This window comes from Pseudomonas beijingensis, from assembly GCF_030687295.1.
In the GTDB taxonomy this organism is placed as follows: Bacteria; Pseudomonadota; Gammaproteobacteria; order Pseudomonadales; family Pseudomonadaceae; genus Aquipseudomonas; species Aquipseudomonas beijingensis.
In genome coordinates this window covers 5566542-5582184 of the sequence record NZ_CP117425.1, presented here as the reverse complement: position 1 = coordinate 5582184, position 15643 = coordinate 5566542, and the positions used below count along the sequence as shown (strand labels likewise).

Sequence of the window (15643 nt, the reverse complement as noted above, 5' to 3'; positions counted from 1 at the left end):
CCGTATTCAGGGCCGTTGGTCGCGGCGCCCTGCCGGTTTGCCCAGCGAAGCTAAGCTTCTCAATGGGGAGTGAGTCTTATCTTCAATGAGGTGAGGGATGGTTGAATCACAACGAAAAGTCGCTACACCTGAGTTGTATGAAAAACTGATCGATCGTCTCGGGGTGGCCCTGGACGCTGCAAGAACCGCCGGTCGCTTGCGTGATGAACGTCCGGCAGAGCTGGAACTGCGAGGCTTGAGCCCCGCGGAGTTCGAACTGGTCAAGGCTTATCTCGAACAGGTCGGACATCAAACCCCCACCAGTGGGGCCCAGGTACTCAAGCGTCTCGATGCGCCCCGTTCGGCCAAGGTTGTATGGCTCAAGGACCGGACGCCTGACAAGGATGCTGTAAAGGTCCGGTCACTGCAGTTCAAGTAACGCCGGATTCACGCGTGTCGCTTTTTTTGATTCAAGGTTTTTTCGAATCTGTTGTCGCTTTGCGTCAACCCACCTAGGCTTCGGGCATCTATGGAGATGCCCGATGCCGTTTCGCTATTTCATCAAACAACTCTTATTGCCGCCCGGCATTCTTTTGTTGTCGTTGGCGCTTGCCTGGTGGTGGCGCCATTCACGGCCACGCCTGGCCCGCCTGTGTTTCGCCGTGGGCCTGGGCGGCTTCTGGTTGATGAGCCTGCCGGTGGTGGTGCAGTGGAGCGCCAAGGCCTTGGAGCGTGAACCGCCGCTGCTGCGCAATGAATGGGCGACCCTGGCCCAGCGTGCCGACGCCATCGTGGTGCTGGGTTCCGGTCGCGAACGCGGCGACCCGGCCTGGGGCGCCGACCAGCCCACCGGTGTGGGGCTGGAGCGTCAGCGTTATGCGGCGCGATTGGCCAAGGCTTCGGGCTTGCCCGTGCTGACCACCGGCGGCTTGCACTACGGCACCCCGCCCAGCGAGGCCCAACTGATGGCCGACTCGATGCGCGAGGATTTCGGCGTCGAGGTGCGCTGGCAAGAGGCGCGTAGCCGTACGACCTGGGAAAACGCCCAGATGAGCGCCGAGATCCTGCTGCCGGAAGGCATCAAGCGAGTCGTGGTGGTCACCCAGGCCTGGCACATGCCACGGGCAGTCTGGAGTTTCGAGCACTCGGGGTTTGAGGTGGTACCGGCGCCTGTTGGTTTCCTGGGGCAGGACAACGCCCGGCCACTGGGCGGCTGGATGCCGGAGTTCAAGGCGATCTGGCAATCCGGGCAGCTGATGAATGAGGCGGTGGGGTTGATGGGGTATTGGTTGTTCTATCGCTGAGCAGGGCTCTGGTGGGAGTGCTTATCTGTGGCAGGCATTTATCTGTGGCGAGGGGATTTATCCCCTCGCCACAGAGGATTGCCGAAAACCCTAAACGGTCCTGGCTATCCGACTTGTCATCAACGCCCAGCCCAGCAGCAACACGCACAAGATGATCAGCGGCCACGAGCGCCATTGCAGGTACGGCGTCAGGTCGTGCATCGGCACCACTTCGCCGTAGAGGATGCCGCGTTCGAATTGCGGGATCTGTGCGGTGATCTGGCCGAAGGGGTTGATCAGGCCGGTCACGCCGTTGTTGGTGGCGCGGATCATCCAGCGGCCGGCTTCCAGGGCACGCATCTGGGCCATTTGCAGGTGTTGCAGCGGGCCGATCGAGGTGCCGAACCAGGTGTCGTTGCTGATGGTCAGCAGCAGGTCGCTGCGCGCCGACAGGCTGGCGGCAAATTCCGGGTAGACCACTTCATAGCAGATGAACGGGGCGATCTGGTAACCCTTGGCTTGCAGCAACGGCTGGTCGGCCGGGCCCCGGGCGAAGTCCGACATGGGCAGGTCGAAGAAGGCGATCAGGCCGCGCAGGATGTCCTGTAGCGGTACGTACTCGCCGAACGGCACGAGTTTTTGCTTCAAGTAAGTACCGTCACCTTCGCCGGTCACGGTGATGCCGTTGTAATAACGCTTCTCGTGATGCACCAGTTGCCGAATCGGCACGCCGGTAATCAGCGCCGAATGCCGCTCGGCGGCGAAGCTGCCCATCATGTCCAGGTAGCCCTGGGCGGACTCCTTGAGCACCGGCACCGCGGTTTCCGGCCAGATCAGCAGGTCGACGCGCTTGGAGGCGAAGCTCATGTCGCGGTACAGCGCCAACTGCGCGTTGAGCTGCTCGGGGTCCCACTTCATGCTTTGTTCGATGTTGCCCTGGATCGCCGCGACGCTCAGCGGGTCGCCCGAAGGGCTGGTCCAGGCGTGGCCCTTGAGAACCACGCCGGCCACCCATGGACCGATCAACAGCAGCACGCCGGCGGCAATAAAGCCTCTGCGCCCGGTGCGGATCAACCGCGGCGCGTTGTATAGCAGCGCGGCGGTCAGGGCCAGGGTGAAGGAGATCAGCCACATCCCGCCCAACGGCGCAAGGCCGGCCAGGGGGCCGTCGAGCTGACTGTAACCGGAATACAGCCATGGGAACCCGGTGAGGAACCAGCCGCGAAACGCTTCCTGGCCCAACCACAGCGCGGCGAACGCCAGGGCATCGGCCAGTGGCGCCTCGTTGCGCCGCAACCAGCGCGCCCACAGCCAGGCGGGCAGGGCGAAGAACCAGGCGATGGCGGCGATGAACAACAGCATCAACAACCCGGCGAGCAGCACCGAGGCGCCGCCGAAGTTATGGATGCTGACGTAGATCCAACTGGTGCCGGCGCCAAACAGGCCAAAACCGAAACACCAGCCACGGCCCAGGGCCTGGCGTGGCGAGAGCTCGCGCAACCCGGCATAGAACAAGCCGACCGCCAGCAATGCCAGCGGCCAGATATCGAACGGCGCCAGGGCCAGGGTGGTGATCGCACCGGCCGCCACGGCCAGCAGGTTACCGGGCCAGCCGGGGCGGGTTATCCAGCGCATGTATGTCCTTAGCGGGTCTCGCAGGGGTTATCGGCCAATGGGTGACAGGCGCAGCAGGTGGATCCGGCGGCTGTCGGCATTGAGGATGCGGAAGCGCCAGGAGCCGATTTCCGTGGTTTCGTTGCGCTTGGGCAGGTGCCCGAAAGCACTCATCACCAGGCCGCCGACGGTGTCGAACTCATCGTCGGAGAATTGGCTGTCGAAGAATTCGTTGAAGTTCTCGATCGGCGTCAGGGCCTTGATCAGGAAGTCACCGCTGGGCAGCGGCTTGATGTAGCTGTCTTCCTCGACGTCGTGCTCGTCCTCGATGTCGCCGACGATCTGCTCGAGCACGTCTTCGATGGTGACCAGGCCGGCCACGCCACCGTATTCGTCGATGACGATGGCCATGTGGTTGTGGTTGGCGCGGAATTCACGCAGCAGCACGTTCAGGCGCTTGGACTCGGGCACGAAGGTGGCCGGGCGCAGCAGGTCCTTGATGTTGAAGCTGTCGCCGTTCTCCTGAAGGATCAACGGCAGCAGGTCCTTGGCCAACAGCACGCCCATGACATCGTCATGGCTCTCGCCAACGACCGGGTAACGCGAGTGAGCGGAGTCGACCACGGCGGGCAGGAATTCACGCGGGGTCTGGGTCGCCTTGATGCTGACCATTTGCGAGCGCGGGACCATGATGTCGCGTACTTGCAGGTCAGCGACCTGGATGGCGCCTTCGACGATGGCCAGCGCTTCGCTGTCCAGCAGTTTGTTCTGGTGTGCATCGCGCAGCAGCTCCAGCAGCTCCTGGCGGTTTTTCGGCTCATGGGCAAAAGCCTGGGTGAGCTTGCCCAGCCATGACTTCTGCCCGTTGCTCGATCGATCTTCGCTCATAGCGATTACTCTGAATCCTTTGTCGTTACAGTTGATGTATCAGTGTTCGTCGCCGGCGTAGGGGTCGGGATGACCCAGCTCTGCAAGCAACGTTCGTTCCAGTGCTTCCATTTCTTCGGCTTCGTCATCTTCTATATGGTCGTAACCCAGTAGATGCAAGCAGCCGTGAATCACCAGATGGGCCCAGTGGGCCTCAGGGGTCTTGTCTTGTTCCGCCGCTTCACGTTCCACCACCGGGACGCAGATCACCAGGTCGCCCAGCAGCGGGATGTCGAGCAGGTCGTCGGGAACGTCGGCGGGGAACGACAGCACGTTGGTGGCGTAGTCCTTCTGCCGCCAGGTGTGGTTCAGCTCACGACCTTCGGGCTCGTCCACCAGGCGGATCGTCAGCTCCGAGTCGGCGCTGCGCTGGCGCAGGGCCAGTTCGCACCATTGGCGGAACTGGGCTTCGCTGGGGGCGGCGTGTTCGCAGGCCACTTGCAGGTCGAGTTCAAGCATTGTGGCGATTGCCTTTGCTTTCGACCGAGTCTTCATCGACGCGATTCTCGAAACGCTCATAGGCCTCGACAATGCGTTGCACCAACGGATGGCGCACGACGTCCTTGGGCATGAAGTGCGTGAAGCTGATGCCCGGCACGTCCTTGAGCACCTGAATCACATGGTTCAGCCCGGACTTGGTGCCCTTGGGCAAGTCGACCTGGGTGATGTCGCCAGTGATGACGGCGGTGGAGCCGAAGCCGATCCGGGTCAGGAACATTTTCATCTGCTCGACCGTGGTGTTCTGGCTTTCGTCGAGGATGATGAAGCTGTTGTTCAGGGTCCGACCGCGCATGTAGGCCAGCGGCGCGACTTCGATGACCTGGCGCTCGATCAGCTTGGCGACGTATTCGAAGCCGAGCATTTCATACAACGCGTCATAGAGCGGGCGCAGGTACGGGTCGATCTTCTGGGCCAGGTCGCCGGGCAGGAAGCCGAGTTTTTCACCCGCTTCGACCGCCGGTCGCACCAGCAGGATACGGCGTACCTGTTCGCGTTCCAGCGCATCCACCGCGCAGGCCACGGCCAGGTAGGTCTTGCCGGTACCGGCCGGGCCGATGCCGAAGTTGATGTCGTTGCCCAGGATTTCCTTCACGTAGCGCTGCTGATTCAAGCCGCGCGGGCGAATCATGCCTTTTTTCGTGCGCAGGGCCACGGCTGGTTCCGACGGGGCGTGGTTGTCGAGTTCTTCGACAGCCGATTCCTGCAGGAACAGGTGGACCGTATCCGGCGACAGCTCGCTCCCCTTGGTTTCCCGGTAGAGACGGCGCAGCAGATTTTCCGCGGAGGTCGTGTGCTTGGGTTCGCCGATCAGTTCGAACTGGTTTCCGCGGTTGCGGATCTCGATGGCCAGGCGCTGTTCGATCAAGCGCAGGTGCTCGTCGAATTGCCCGCACAGATTGGCGAAGCGGCGAGCCTCAAAGGGCTCGAGAATAAAGCGATGTGGTTCGATGGGTGCGTTCAAGGTCGTTTTTAGCCGCCCAGGGGCAATTAAGGTGAAATCAAGGATAACGCCAGTAGGCTGGGTGCGAAAGCTCTTAAACAGGCGAATCTGATCACAGGGTTGGCACGCCCCATGGTGGGAGCAAGGCTTGCCCGCGATCAAGGCGCCGCGGTCTTCAGTGAGATTGCGGTGCTTCTATCGCGGGCAAGCCTTGCTCCCACAGGTCTTGCTTCCACAGAAAATAGTGTTTTTAGCAGGTCACTGGACCAGCGAGCCCCGCAGGGAGTGCGGTTGCGCGGCGTCGATGTGCACGTCGGCGAACTGGCCGATCAGGGCCGGGGTGTCGCAACGGAAATTGACGATGCGGTTGTTTTCGGTGCGCCCTTGCAACTCGCCGGGGTCTTTTTTCGAATAATCGGTCACCAGAATCCGCTGGACGGAGCCGACCATCTGTCGGCTGATCTCGAAACCTTGCTGGTTGAGGCGATGTTGCAAGGCGTTGAGCCGTTCTTTTTTCAGTTCTTCCGGGGTGTCGTCCGCCAGGTCGGCCGCCGGTGTTCCAGGACGCTGGCTGTAGACGAAGGAATAGGAAAAGTCGAAGCCCACGTCTTCGATCAGCTTCATGGTCTGCTGGAAGTCTTTCTCGGTTTCTCCGGGGAAACCGACGATAAAGTCCGAGCTGATGCAGATGCCCGGCACTGCCGCCCGCAACTTGCGCAGCTTGGATTTGTACTCCAGCGCCGTGTGGTTGCGCTTCATGGCCGCGAGGATCCGGTCGGAGCCCGATTGCACCGGCAGGTGCAGGTGCTTGACCAGCTCGGGGACCTCGGCGTGGGCCTGGATCAGGCTGTCGGAGAACTCCAGCGGATGGGACGTGGTGTAGCGGATGCGGTCGATGCCGTCCACCGCCGCCACGACGCGGATCAGCTCGGCGAGGTCCGCCAGGCGACCGTCATGGGTCAGGCCGCGATAGCCGTTGACGTTCTGCCCCAACAGGGTCACTTCGCGCACGCCGTTTTCCGCCAGGTGGATGATCTCGGCGATCACGTCATCGAACGGCCGGCTGACTTCTTCGCCGCGGGTATAGGGCACCACGCAGAACGTGCAGTATTTGCTGCAACCTTCCATCACTGACACATAGGCGCTCGGGCCATCGATGCGCGGCTCGGGCAGGTGGTCGAATTTTTCGATTTCCGGGAACGAGACGTCCACTTGCGGCAGCTTGGTCGCACGTGCGGCGTCGATCATCTCGGGCAGACGGTGCAAGGTCTGCGGGCCGAAGACCACGTCCACGTACGGGGCGCGATCACGAATGGCTGCGCCTTCCTGGCTGGCCACGCAACCGCCCACGGCGATGACCATCTCCGGGTTGGCGAGCTTCAGTTCGCGCCAGCGGCCGAGCTGGGAATACACGCGGTCCTGGGCGCGTTCGCGAATCGAGCAGGTGTTGAGCAGGATCACGTCCGCGTCTTCGGCACGGGCGGTGACTTCCAGGGCCTGGTGTTCACCCAGCAGATCGACCATGCGCGAGCTGTCGTACTCGTTCATCTGGCAACCGTGGGTTTCGATGTAAAGCTTCTTGGCCATGGACGGGTTCATCACGTGATTCAAAGAACCGCGCATTATAGGGAACAAGTCCCCCGGTTCCTACCGCTGCGCGAGCAGTGGCTATGCTATAGTTCGCGCCCTCATTTTTACCCGCCGATGTGTTTCGCCAGCCATGACCAAACGTGAAGCTCCAATCTACAAGGTGATTTTCCTCAACCAGGGCCAGGTGTTCGAAATGTACGCCAAGCAGATCTATCAAAGTGATCTGTGGGGCTTCCTGGAAGTGGAAGAGTTCGTCTTTGGCGAGCGCACGCAAGTGGTCGTCGATCCGAGCGAAGAAAAGCTCAAGGCGCAGTTCGAAGGCGTGGTGCGCAGTTTTGTGCCGATGCATTCGATCGTGCGCATCGACGAAGTCGAACGCCTGGGCACGCCGAAAATCAGCGAAGCCCGCGGCGCGGTCGGTAATGTGATGCCGTTTCCGATGCCGATGCCTGAGAAGTAGGGCTCAGGACCGAGTTGCCCCTAATCGCGAGCAAGCTCGCTCCCACAGTGGGTTCTCTGTGAACACAAGATTTGTGTACACCAGCGATCCAGTGTGGGAGCGAGCTTGCTCGCGATGAGGCCTTCAAGGCCTGGGCAATCATTCAGGGCAGCGGCGAGAAGGGCGTACGCCCGTCGGCGTTCTGCAATTCCATCAGGTATTTGCGAAAGATCTGGCCCAGCACCTGGGTCGCCACTTCCAGCTCGTCGCGGGGCATCTGTTCGGCGACTTCGTCGGCGGTGTCCAGGGCTTCTTCGGCGCCGTTGACCGCGGCCATCTTCAAGACGATGTAGGCCTGGACGTTGTTGGCCGGCACACCTTCGCCATGGAAGAACATGCCGCCGAGCTTGAATTGCGCCTGGGCATGGCCTTGCAGCGAAGCTTTTTCGAAGTAGTTGAGGGCCTGCTTGAGGTCGCGCGGTGCAGCCTTGCCTTCGTAGTAGAACTCGCCCAACTCGTATTGCGCTTGTGCATCACCTGCGTCCGCCGCTTTTTGACAGGCGTCGAGTGCCGGTGCGAGATCTTGTGGCTGGGTGTTGAGCGTGCAACGGCCCAGCGCCGGGATCAACAACGAGTTACCGCCTGCCTGTGCATTCGCCAGCAGCGGCTGAAGGAGCAACAGGCAGCCCAAGGCAAGGGTGCGGCCGGTGCGGTTCATGGGAATCGACTTACCTCTGAGGGGCGCGCGGACCCTCGGGGGATCCAATAAGCGCGCATTATGAAATAAGCGGGGCCATCCTTACAAAGTCTTTACTCGTTTTTCTGCTGCGCGGGGATGCTAATAGCAGCTTCAGGCATAAATACGTAGGAAAAGGGCGGGGGGTTGTCAGCAATCACTGACGCCAGCTTCAGCCAGCGTCAGTTATCCACAGGCTTATTTCAGCGCCGCGAAGGCCCGCTCGGCTGCATCGAGGGTGATCTTCAGCTCGGTCTCGCCATGGGCGATGGAGGTGAAGCCGGCTTCGAACGCACTCGGGGCCAGGTACACGCCGCCGTCGAGCATCAGGTGGAAGAAGCGCTTGAACCGATCGGCATCGCTGGCCATGACGTCTTCGAAGGTGACGATGTCATCGGCGCCACTGAAATACAGGCCGAACATGCCGCCTGCCTGGGTGGTCACGAAGGGGATGCCGGCCGCATCGGCACGAATCTGCAGGCCGTCGAGCAGGCGGGTGGTGTAGTCGGTCAGTTCGGCGTGGAAGCCCGGGCGGCTGATCAGGCGCAGGGTGGTCAGGCCGGCGGCCATGGCCAGCGGGTTGCCCGACAGCGTGCCGGCCTGGTAGACCGGGCCCAGCGGCGCGATGCATTCCATGATCTCGCGCTTGCCGCCGAAGCAGCCCACCGGCATGCCGCCGCCGATGATCTTGCCGAAGGTGCTCAGGTCCGGGGTGACGCCGTAATGGGCCTGGGCGCCGCCGAGGGCCACGCGGAAGCCGGTCATCACTTCATCGAAAATCAACACCACGCCATGCTGGTCGCACAGGCTGCGCAGGCCTTCGAGGAAACCCGGCGCCGGCGGCACGCAGTTCATGTTGCCGGCCACTGGCTCGACGATGATGCAGGCCACTTCCTGGCCGACTTCGCCGAGCATCTTCTCGACTTCTTCGAGGTCGTTGAACGGCAGGGTCAGGGTGTGTTTGGCGAATGCCGCCGGTACGCCGGCCGAACTCGGCACGCCCTGGGTCAGGGCGCCGGAGCCGGCCTTGACCAGCAGGCTGTCGGAGTGGCCGTGGTAGCAGCCTTCGAACTTGATGATGCTGTCGCGACCGGTGTAGCCCCGCGCCAGGCGGATCGCGCTCATGGTCGCCTCGGTGCCGGAGCTGACCATGCGCACCATTTCCATCGATGGCACGATCGAGCAGACCAGGTCGGCCATCTCGGTTTCCATCGCGGTCGGCGCGCCGTAGGACAGGCCATGGACCAATTGCTTGCGCACCGCATCCAGCACGTCCGGGTGGCTGTGGCCGAGGATCATCGGGCCCCAGGAGCCGACGTAGTCCACATAACGCTTGTCGTCTTCGTCGGTGACGTACGCGCCTTCGGCGTGCTTGAAGAACAACGGAGTGCCGCCAACGCTCTTGAACGCGCGAACGGGCGAGTTCACGCCGCCGGGGATGTGTTTCTGGGCACTGGCAAACAGGGTTTCGGAACGGGACATGGTTGGGCTCTCGAAAACGGAAAATGGACTATTTGATCTGTAGCAGCGCATTGAAGGCGCGGGCGCGGCGCGTCACTTCAGCACTGCTGTCGGCGCCGAACAGGCCGTGGACCACCGCCAGCAGGTCGGCCCCGTGGGCCACCAACGGGGCGGCGTTCTCCAGGGTGATGCCGCCGATGGCGCAGACAGGGATATGCAGTTTGACGTGCGCCTGTTCGAGCAGTTCAAGGTGTGCGCTGGGGGCGCCAGGCTTGGTGTTGGAGTTGAAGAAGCGCCCGAACGCGACATAACTGGCGCCTTCGCTGGCGGCCTGTTCGGCCAGTGCCAGGCTGGCGTGGCAGGTGGCGCCGACGATCGCCTTGTGCCCGAGCAGTGCCCGTACCGGCGCCAGTGGGCCATCGGTCTGGCCCAGGTGCACACCGACGCCCAGGCGCGCGGCCAGTTCGGCGTCGTCGTTGATGATCAACTGGGTCTTGTAGCGTTCGCACAGATTGCGCAGGGCTTCGGCTTCCCGCAGACGTCGGGCTTCGTCGTTGCTTTTGTCGCGGTATTGCAGCAGGGTCACGCCACCTTCCAGCGCCGCTTCTACATAAGCGAGGAACTTACCGGCCAGCAATTGGCTATCGGTGATGGCGTAAAGGCCACGTAATTTCATTCCACAGGCCTCCGGTGCTACGAGCAGAAATCCAGCGGCAGGCGACGCGGCACGAACTGGCCTTTGCCCAGTTGTTCGGCATCGCGCAAGGTGCGCCAGGTGTAATCCAGCGCAGTCTTGACCGCGCTGGCGAGCTGTTCGCCCTGGGCCAGCCGACCGGCCAGGGCGCTGGCCAAGGTGCAACCGGAACCGTGGTAGCTGCCAGGCAGGCGCTGGCAGGTAAAGGTTTCGCGGCGGCCGTCGCGGCTGTACAGGCGATTATGGACTTCATGTTCGTCGCCGTGACCACCGGTGATCAACAGGTGTTTGACGAAGGGCAGCAGTTTTTCCGCGCACTCGTCGGCGCTGCCCTCGGGCAGTTCGGCGAGGATGCGTGCTTCAGGCAGGTTGGGGGTGGCGATGATTGCCAAGGGCAACAGGCGTTCGCGCATGGCGTAGCCGACCTCATCCTTGCCCAGGCGCCCGCCACCGCCGGCACGCAACACCGGGTCGCAGACCATCGGCAGGTGCGGGTGCGCCTGGAGCAGCTCGACCACCGTGTCGACCATTTCCAGGGAGCCGAGCATTCCCAGCTTGACCGCCGCCACCTGGGCATCGTTGAGCACGGCATTGGCTTGCGCCAGCACCCACTCGCGATCGAGCACGCGGAAATCGCTGACGTTGACGGTGTCTTGCACGGTCAATGCGGTAACGGCGGGGGCGGCATGGCAACCCTGGGCGAGCAGGGCTTCGATATCTGCCTGCAAACCGGCGCCACCACTGGGATCGTGGCCGGAGAGGCAAAGGACAACGGGGCGAGAGCTGTAGATATTCATGGTGCGCGAGCTTACCACCAAACCTGTTTGATCGGCGCGCACCTGCGCCAGAGGAAAATTTATGTGATGGGGGAATTTCTTTGTGGCGAGGGGATTTATCCCCGCTGGGGTGCGCAGCAGCCCTAAACCTGACACTGCGGTGTGTCAGACAACTTGAATGGGGGCGCTTCGCACCCCAACGGGGATAAATCCCCTCGCCACAGAAACCATGTTCCAGGTCCAAACAGTCGAGTCCGGCTCCAAGGCGCTATTCAATCTGACCAAAGCAACAGCTCTATCTCAATGCTTTGCTCTGAAACGCCCGTTCTAGAGCCCTCTGTGGTAAAAAATTCGATGGTGCAAATTGGCCATCAACGGCTATGCTAGAGATGGATCCAACACATAACAGGTAATGCCGGTTTTACGTCTACTCAGGGAATGGGGGGCTTCCTGACTCAACCGGACAGGCCACGCTGGGGCTTCAATGCGCTATTTGCTGATGTTACTGCTGTGCTTGCCCCCTCTGGCAAGTGCCCTGGAATTCGATGAATTCACCCAAAACCTGCCCTTGGGTCATGCCCTGCAAGTGTTCGAAGATGCGGGCGGTACGGCGACGCTTGATGAGGTCCTGGCCCAGTCCGCGGCGGGCGCTTTCAAACCCCACGACAAAGCCACGCTGAACGCTGGTTACTCACGATCAGCCTTCTGGTTGAAAATCGACCTGCACTATCGTCCCGGCAATCCCGACGCCCAGCGCACCTGGCTGCTGGAATTGGCCTACCCGCCATTGGACCACCTCGATTTGTACCTGCCCGACGCGGCGGGGGCCTATCGCCTGGTTCGCCAGACCGGTGATGCATTGCCGTTCGCCAGCCGCGAGATCCGCCAGAACAACTATCTGTTCAGCCTGGCGTTCAAACCCGAGCAACAACAGACCGTCTATCTGCGTCTGCAAAGCCAGGGTTCGATCCAGGCACCGTTGACGCTGTGGTCGAGCACCGCGTACCTCGAGCAACAGCCGGTGCGCCTGTATGTGCTGGGTATCATCTATGGCGTGCTGCTGGGGATGCTGGTGTACAACCTGTTCATCTACCTGAGCGTGCGCGATACCAGCTACCTCTATTACATCTTCTATATCGCCTCGTTCGGCCTGTACCAGTTGTCGGTCAACGGTGCCGCCGTGGAGTTCTTCTGGCCGGACAACCCCTGGTGGGCCAACGCCGCGACGCCGTTCTTCATTGGCTGCGCGGGCCTGTTTGGCAGCCAGTTCGCCCGCAGCTTCCTGCAAACTGCCCAGCATGGCCGCTGGATGGACCGCATGCTGCTGGCACTGATCGGCTACAGCGCCGTGGTCATCGGCCTGTCGCTGATGACCAGTTATGCCCTGGCGCTGCGCCTGGCAACGGCGTTGGCGCTGGTGTTCACGGTGGCGATCTTTGCCGCCGGGCTGTTCGCCTGGTGGCGTGGCCTGCGGGTGGCGCGTTATTTCATCATCGCCTGGTCGGCGTTTCTGCTGGGGGGCATCATCAATACCTTGATGGTGTTGGGTTACCTGCCGAACGTCTTCCTGACCATGTACGCCAGCCAGATCGGCTCGGCCATCGAAGTGGCGCTGTTGTCCCTGGCCCTGGCCGACCGTATCAATGCCATGCGCGAACAGCAGGCCCAGACCCTGTTGGACGCCGGGCAGAAACTCGAAGTGCTCAACCAGCAACTGGCCCACGGCAACAAGCTCAAGGATGAATTCCTCGCCACCCTGACCCATGAACTGCGCACGCCGATGAATGGCGTGATCGGTTCCCTGGAGCTGATGGAAACCGTCGAGATGGACGAGGAACTGACCCAGTATCAGCAGACCGCCGCCGGGTCGGCGCGGGACATGATGCGCATGGTCAATGGCATCCTCACCCTCACCGAGTTGCAGGCCGGCAAGCTCAAGGTCTATCCCGCGCCGTTCAGTCTGCGTGGGGTGGTCGATGCGCTGCAGGTGCAGTTCGGCGCCAATGCCGCGGCCAAGGGCCTGGATTTCAAGGTCGACGTGGCCCCGGGCCTGACGGACCGGTTGCTCGGCGACAGCGGCAAACTGGCCCAAAGCCTGGAATGCCTGCTGGACAACGCCATCAAGTTCACGCGGGTGGGCGGCTTGGCCTTGCGAGTCAGCGGCCGGTCGACGGAGTTTGGTCGGGTGGTGCTGTCCTTTGCCGTCATCGACACCGGAATCGGTTTTACCGACTTGGGGGAAGCGACCTTGTACCAGCGCTTCTTCCAACTCGACGGCTCGATGACCCGCGAATACGGCGGCCTCGGTGTGGGCCTGGCCATCTGCCGGCAATTGGTGGAACTGCTGGGCGGGCGCCTGACCCACACCTCCGAGCCTGGTCGCGGCAGCCGTTTCCAGTTGGACGTGGAGTTTGACGTGGCCTTGCCGGCGGCGGTCCCGACGCCGTTTGCCTTCGGTGGCCGCCAAGGTTCGCGCCAACCCCAGGATTGCACGGTGCTGCTGGCGGATGACAACAACATCGATCAGTTGGTCATGCGCGGCATGCTGCTCAAGCTGGGTTATCGGGTGCGCACCGCCGACAGTGGCCGCGCCGCGCTGGAGCTGCTGCACGGCGAGCGCTTTGATGCGGTGCTGCTCGATTGCCAAGCGCCGCCGCTGGACGGTGTGTCGGTCTGCTGCCAGATCCGATCGTTGTCCGGCTGCGAGGAGCTGCCGGTGCTGGTGGTCAGCCCGAACGTGGGCCATGAGTGTTGCCCGTCGGGCGCGTTGATCGATTACCTGAGCAAGCCGGTGAAATTCGAGGCCTTGCAGGCGACGCTCCAGCGTCGGGTGCTGTGCCCCAGGCAGGGTGAAAGCGCCGATATTTAGGCGCATATGACACTTTGTTCGGCTTGGAGGCGGTGCTTAACTGAATCCCTGCCGATCGAGGAGCCCTGTCATGAACCTGCACCAGTTCGCTGAAACCCACGACGTCACCAATCAGCCGCCATCCCTGGATGGCGCGAACCTGTACCGCATCGACCTGCCGCTGCAACAGTGGTCGCAGCGCTTTGGGGCTGGCTGGGCGCAGGCGCGGATCGATGCGTATGGGGCGTTGGCCGGAGGGCCATTGATGGAAGCGGGCTTCCTGGCCAACCAGAACAAACCGGTTTTTTCCAGTCATGACCGTTACGGTCATCGCATCGATCTGGTGGAATTCCATCCCGCGTATCACCAGTTGATGCGGGCCGCCGTCGAGCATGGCCTGCCCAGTTTGCCCTGGGCCCATCCACAGCCCGGTGCGCATGTCGCCCGTGCCTCGATGACCTACCTGCACAGCCAGGCTGAAGCCGGTACTGGTTGCCCGTTGACCATGACTTTTGCCAGCGTGCCAGCGCTGCGCTTGCAGCCGGACCTGGCCGAGCGCTGGGTGCCGAAGGTGCTCGCCACCGAGTACGACCCGCGCAATGTCGGCATGGCCCACAAGCCCGGGGTGACCGTGGGCATGGCAATGACCGAAAAACAGGGCGGCACCGATGTGCGGGCCAACACCACCAAGGCCTATCCGGTGGGCGCCAGCGGCCCGGGCCAGGCCTATGAGCTGGTGGGGCACAAATGGTTCTGTTCGGCACCGATGTGCGACGCCTTCCTCACCTTGGCCCAGACCGACAAGGGGCTGACCTGTTTCCTGCTGCCGCGCCATCGCCCCGACGATACGCGCAATCAGTTCTACATCCAGCGCTTGAAAAACAAACTGGGCAACTGTTCCAACGCCTCCAGCGAAGTCGAGTTCCGTGGCGCACTGGCCTGGATGGTCGGTGAAGAAGGCCGAGGCGTGCCGACGATCATCGAGATGGTGGCCATGACCCGCTTCGATTGCATGGTCGGCTCCAGCGCCTTGATGCGCCAGGCGTTGACCCAGGCCAGCCATCACTGCGCGCACCGCAAGGTCGGCGGCAAGCTGTTGAGCGAACAGCCGCTGATGCAAAACGTCCTGGCTGACCTGGCGCTGGAAAGCGAGTCCGCCCTGGCCTTGAGCCTGCGCATGGGCCGGGCGCTGGACCACTTGAACGATGAGCACGAGGCCAAGTTCGCCCGGCTGGTGACGGCGGTGGGCAAGTACTGGATCTGCAAGCGCGCCCCCGCGATGATCAACGAAGCTGCCGAATGCATGGGCGGTGCCGGCTACGTCGAAGACAGCATCCTGCCGCGCCTGTACCGCGAAGCGCCGGTCAACTCGACGTGGGAAGGCTCCGGCAACGTGCAATGCCTCGATGTGTTGCGCGCCTTGTCCAAGGAGCCGGGTGTGCTGGAGGTCTTGTTCAGCGAATTGGGCGACGGCCACGGCGACAAGCGCCTGGCCGGCCACATCCATCAATTGCACGCGGCGTTCAAGGACACCGACGACATCCAGTACCGCGCCCGGCAATTGACCGAAGACATCGCCGTTGGCTTGCAAGCCAAACTGTTGCTCGAAGCGGGCAACAGTGAGGTCAGCGATGCCTTCATCGCCAGTCGCCTGGGTTCGACCGGCCGGGTGTACGGTGCCCTGCCTCGGGGCTTGGATGTAGAGGCCATCGTCGCCCGCTCGACCCCACACGGCTTTTAAACAACACACACCTGTGATGAATGGCAGTCCAGGGGCCGCTGAAGGTCCATTGTGGGAGCGAGCTTGCTCGCGATGGCGTCGGCCCATCCAACATCTGTGGTGACTGACACACCG

General features: G+C 62.4%; 14 protein-coding genes. 5 read left to right on the top strand and 9 right to left on the bottom strand.

Going from position 1 to position 15643, the window contains the following annotated elements:
* The first annotated feature begins 97 nt into the window (after positions 1-97).
* Together PSH84_RS24800 and PSH84_RS24795 are read left to right on the top strand one after the other, a co-directional pair.
* A complete protein-coding gene (locus PSH84_RS24800) occupies positions 98-418 on the top strand; it encodes a hypothetical protein (RefSeq protein ID WP_122565055.1) in 321 nt (106 codons plus the stop codon).
* Positions 419-521: 103 nt separating this feature from the next.
* On the top strand, positions 522-1283 hold the full coding sequence (locus PSH84_RS24795; protein WP_305468608.1) for a YdcF family protein: 762 nt from the start codon (positions 522-524) through the stop codon (positions 1281-1283).
* A gap of 90 nt (positions 1284-1373) precedes the next feature.
* Here the strand turns inward: PSH84_RS24795 and lnt are convergent, their stop codons facing one another.
* The 5 genes from lnt to miaB form a co-directional block, all read right to left on the bottom strand.
* Complete coding sequence (lnt, locus tag PSH84_RS24790; RefSeq protein ID WP_305468607.1) at positions 1374-2897, bottom strand: apolipoprotein N-acyltransferase; 1524 nt, start codon at positions 2895-2897, stop codon at positions 1374-1376.
* 27 nt (positions 2898-2924) lie between these two features.
* A complete protein-coding gene (locus tag PSH84_RS24785) occupies positions 2925-3764 on the bottom strand; it encodes a CorC family transporter (protein WP_003205870.1) in 840 nt (279 codons plus the stop codon).
* 39 nt (positions 3765-3803) lie between these two features.
* Positions 3804-4262: an rRNA maturation RNase YbeY gene (gene ybeY, locus PSH84_RS24780; RefSeq protein ID WP_122565058.1), complete on the bottom strand. Its 459-nt coding sequence runs from the start codon at positions 4260-4262 to the stop codon at positions 3804-3806.
* The gene (locus tag PSH84_RS24775) at positions 4255-5265 is read right to left on the bottom strand and encodes a PhoH family protein (protein ID WP_122565059.1); all 1011 of its coding nucleotides are present in this window, start codon (positions 5263-5265) and stop codon (positions 4255-4257) included. Before PSH84_RS24775 ends, ybeY begins: the two co-directional genes overlap by 8 nt.
* 237 nt (positions 5266-5502) lie before the next feature.
* On the bottom strand, positions 5503-6831 hold the full coding sequence (miaB, locus tag PSH84_RS24770) for a tRNA (N6-isopentenyl adenosine(37)-C2)-methylthiotransferase MiaB (RefSeq protein WP_163006684.1): 1329 nt from the start codon (positions 6829-6831) through the stop codon (positions 5503-5505).
* 133 nt (positions 6832-6964) lie between these two features.
* Between miaB and PSH84_RS24765 the strand changes: the two genes are divergently transcribed.
* Positions 6965-7294, top strand: a complete 330-nt coding sequence (locus PSH84_RS24765; RefSeq protein WP_003185742.1) for a DUF1820 family protein — start codon at positions 6965-6967, stop codon at positions 7292-7294.
* Between the two features lie 142 nt (positions 7295-7436).
* Here PSH84_RS24765 and PSH84_RS24760 read toward each other — a convergent pair whose 3' ends face one another.
* The 4 genes from PSH84_RS24760 to PSH84_RS24745 all read right to left on the bottom strand — a co-directional run bounded on the left by PSH84_RS24760 (position 7437) and on the right by PSH84_RS24745 (position 10961).
* The gene (locus PSH84_RS24760) at positions 7437-7991 is read right to left on the bottom strand and encodes a tetratricopeptide repeat protein (protein ID WP_053188388.1); all 555 of its coding nucleotides are present in this window, start codon (positions 7989-7991) and stop codon (positions 7437-7439) included.
* 216 nt (positions 7992-8207) lie between these two features.
* Entirely contained in the window at positions 8208-9491 is a 1284-nt protein-coding gene (hemL, locus tag PSH84_RS24755; RefSeq protein ID WP_122565061.1) for a glutamate-1-semialdehyde 2,1-aminomutase, read from the bottom strand.
* Between the two features lie 28 nt (positions 9492-9519).
* Positions 9520-10146 carry a thiamine phosphate synthase gene (thiE, locus tag PSH84_RS24750; protein ID WP_305468606.1) on the bottom strand — a complete coding sequence of 209 codons (627 nt, stop codon included), beginning with the start codon at positions 10144-10146 and terminating at the stop codon, positions 9520-9522.
* Between the two features lie 17 nt (positions 10147-10163).
* Positions 10164-10961, bottom strand: a complete 798-nt coding sequence (locus PSH84_RS24745; RefSeq protein WP_024616125.1) for a hydroxymethylpyrimidine/phosphomethylpyrimidine kinase — start codon at positions 10959-10961, stop codon at positions 10164-10166.
* Positions 10962-11424: 463 nt separating this feature from the next.
* Between PSH84_RS24745 and PSH84_RS24740 the strand changes: the two genes are divergently transcribed.
* Both PSH84_RS24740 and PSH84_RS24735 read left to right on the top strand, forming a co-directional pair.
* The gene (locus PSH84_RS24740; RefSeq protein ID WP_122565063.1) at positions 11425-13809 is read left to right on the top strand and encodes a hybrid sensor histidine kinase/response regulator; all 2385 of its coding nucleotides are present in this window, start codon (positions 11425-11427) and stop codon (positions 13807-13809) included.
* Between the two features lie 70 nt (positions 13810-13879).
* Positions 13880-15529 (top strand): acyl-CoA dehydrogenase family protein, encoded by a 1650-nt coding sequence (locus PSH84_RS24735; protein ID WP_122565064.1) that lies wholly within the window; start codon positions 13880-13882, stop codon positions 15527-15529.
* Positions 15530-15643: the final 114 nt, after the last annotated feature.

Bases quoted from the DNA above. Each gene is read 5' to 3' on its own strand.
- PSH84_RS24800 (WP_122565055.1), top strand. From the start codon at position 98: ATGGTTGAATCACAACGAAAAGTCGCTACACCTGAGTTGTATGAAAAA.
- PSH84_RS24795 (WP_305468608.1), top strand. From the start codon at position 522: ATGCCGTTTCGCTATTTCATCAAACAACTCTTATTGCCGCCCGGCATT.
- lnt (WP_305468607.1), bottom strand. From the start codon at position 2,897: ATGCGCTGGATAACCCGCCCCGGCTGGCCCGGTAACCTGCTGGCCGTG.
- PSH84_RS24785 (WP_003205870.1), bottom strand. From the start codon at position 3,764: ATGAGCGAAGATCGATCGAGCAACGGGCAGAAGTCATGGCTGGGCAAG.
- ybeY (WP_122565058.1), bottom strand. From the start codon at position 4,262: ATGCTTGAACTCGACCTGCAAGTGGCCTGCGAACACGCCGCCCCCAGC.
- miaB (WP_163006684.1), bottom strand. From the start codon at position 6,831: ATGGCCAAGAAGCTTTACATCGAAACCCACGGTTGCCAGATGAACGAG.
- PSH84_RS24765 (WP_003185742.1), top strand. From the start codon at position 6,965: ATGACCAAACGTGAAGCTCCAATCTACAAGGTGATTTTCCTCAACCAG.
- PSH84_RS24760 (WP_053188388.1), bottom strand. From the start codon at position 7,991: ATGAACCGCACCGGCCGCACCCTTGCCTTGGGCTGCCTGTTGCTCCTT.
- hemL (WP_122565061.1), bottom strand. From the start codon at position 9,491: ATGTCCCGTTCCGAAACCCTGTTTGCCAGTGCCCAGAAACACATCCCC.
- thiE (WP_305468606.1), bottom strand. From the start codon at position 10,146: ATGAAATTACGTGGCCTTTACGCCATCACCGATAGCCAATTGCTGGCC.
- PSH84_RS24745 (WP_024616125.1), bottom strand. From the start codon at position 10,961: ATGAATATCTACAGCTCTCGCCCCGTTGTCCTTTGCCTCTCCGGCCAC.
- PSH84_RS24740 (WP_122565063.1), top strand. From the start codon at position 11,425: ATGCGCTATTTGCTGATGTTACTGCTGTGCTTGCCCCCTCTGGCAAGT.
- PSH84_RS24735 (WP_122565064.1), top strand. From the start codon at position 13,880: ATGAACCTGCACCAGTTCGCTGAAACCCACGACGTCACCAATCAGCCG.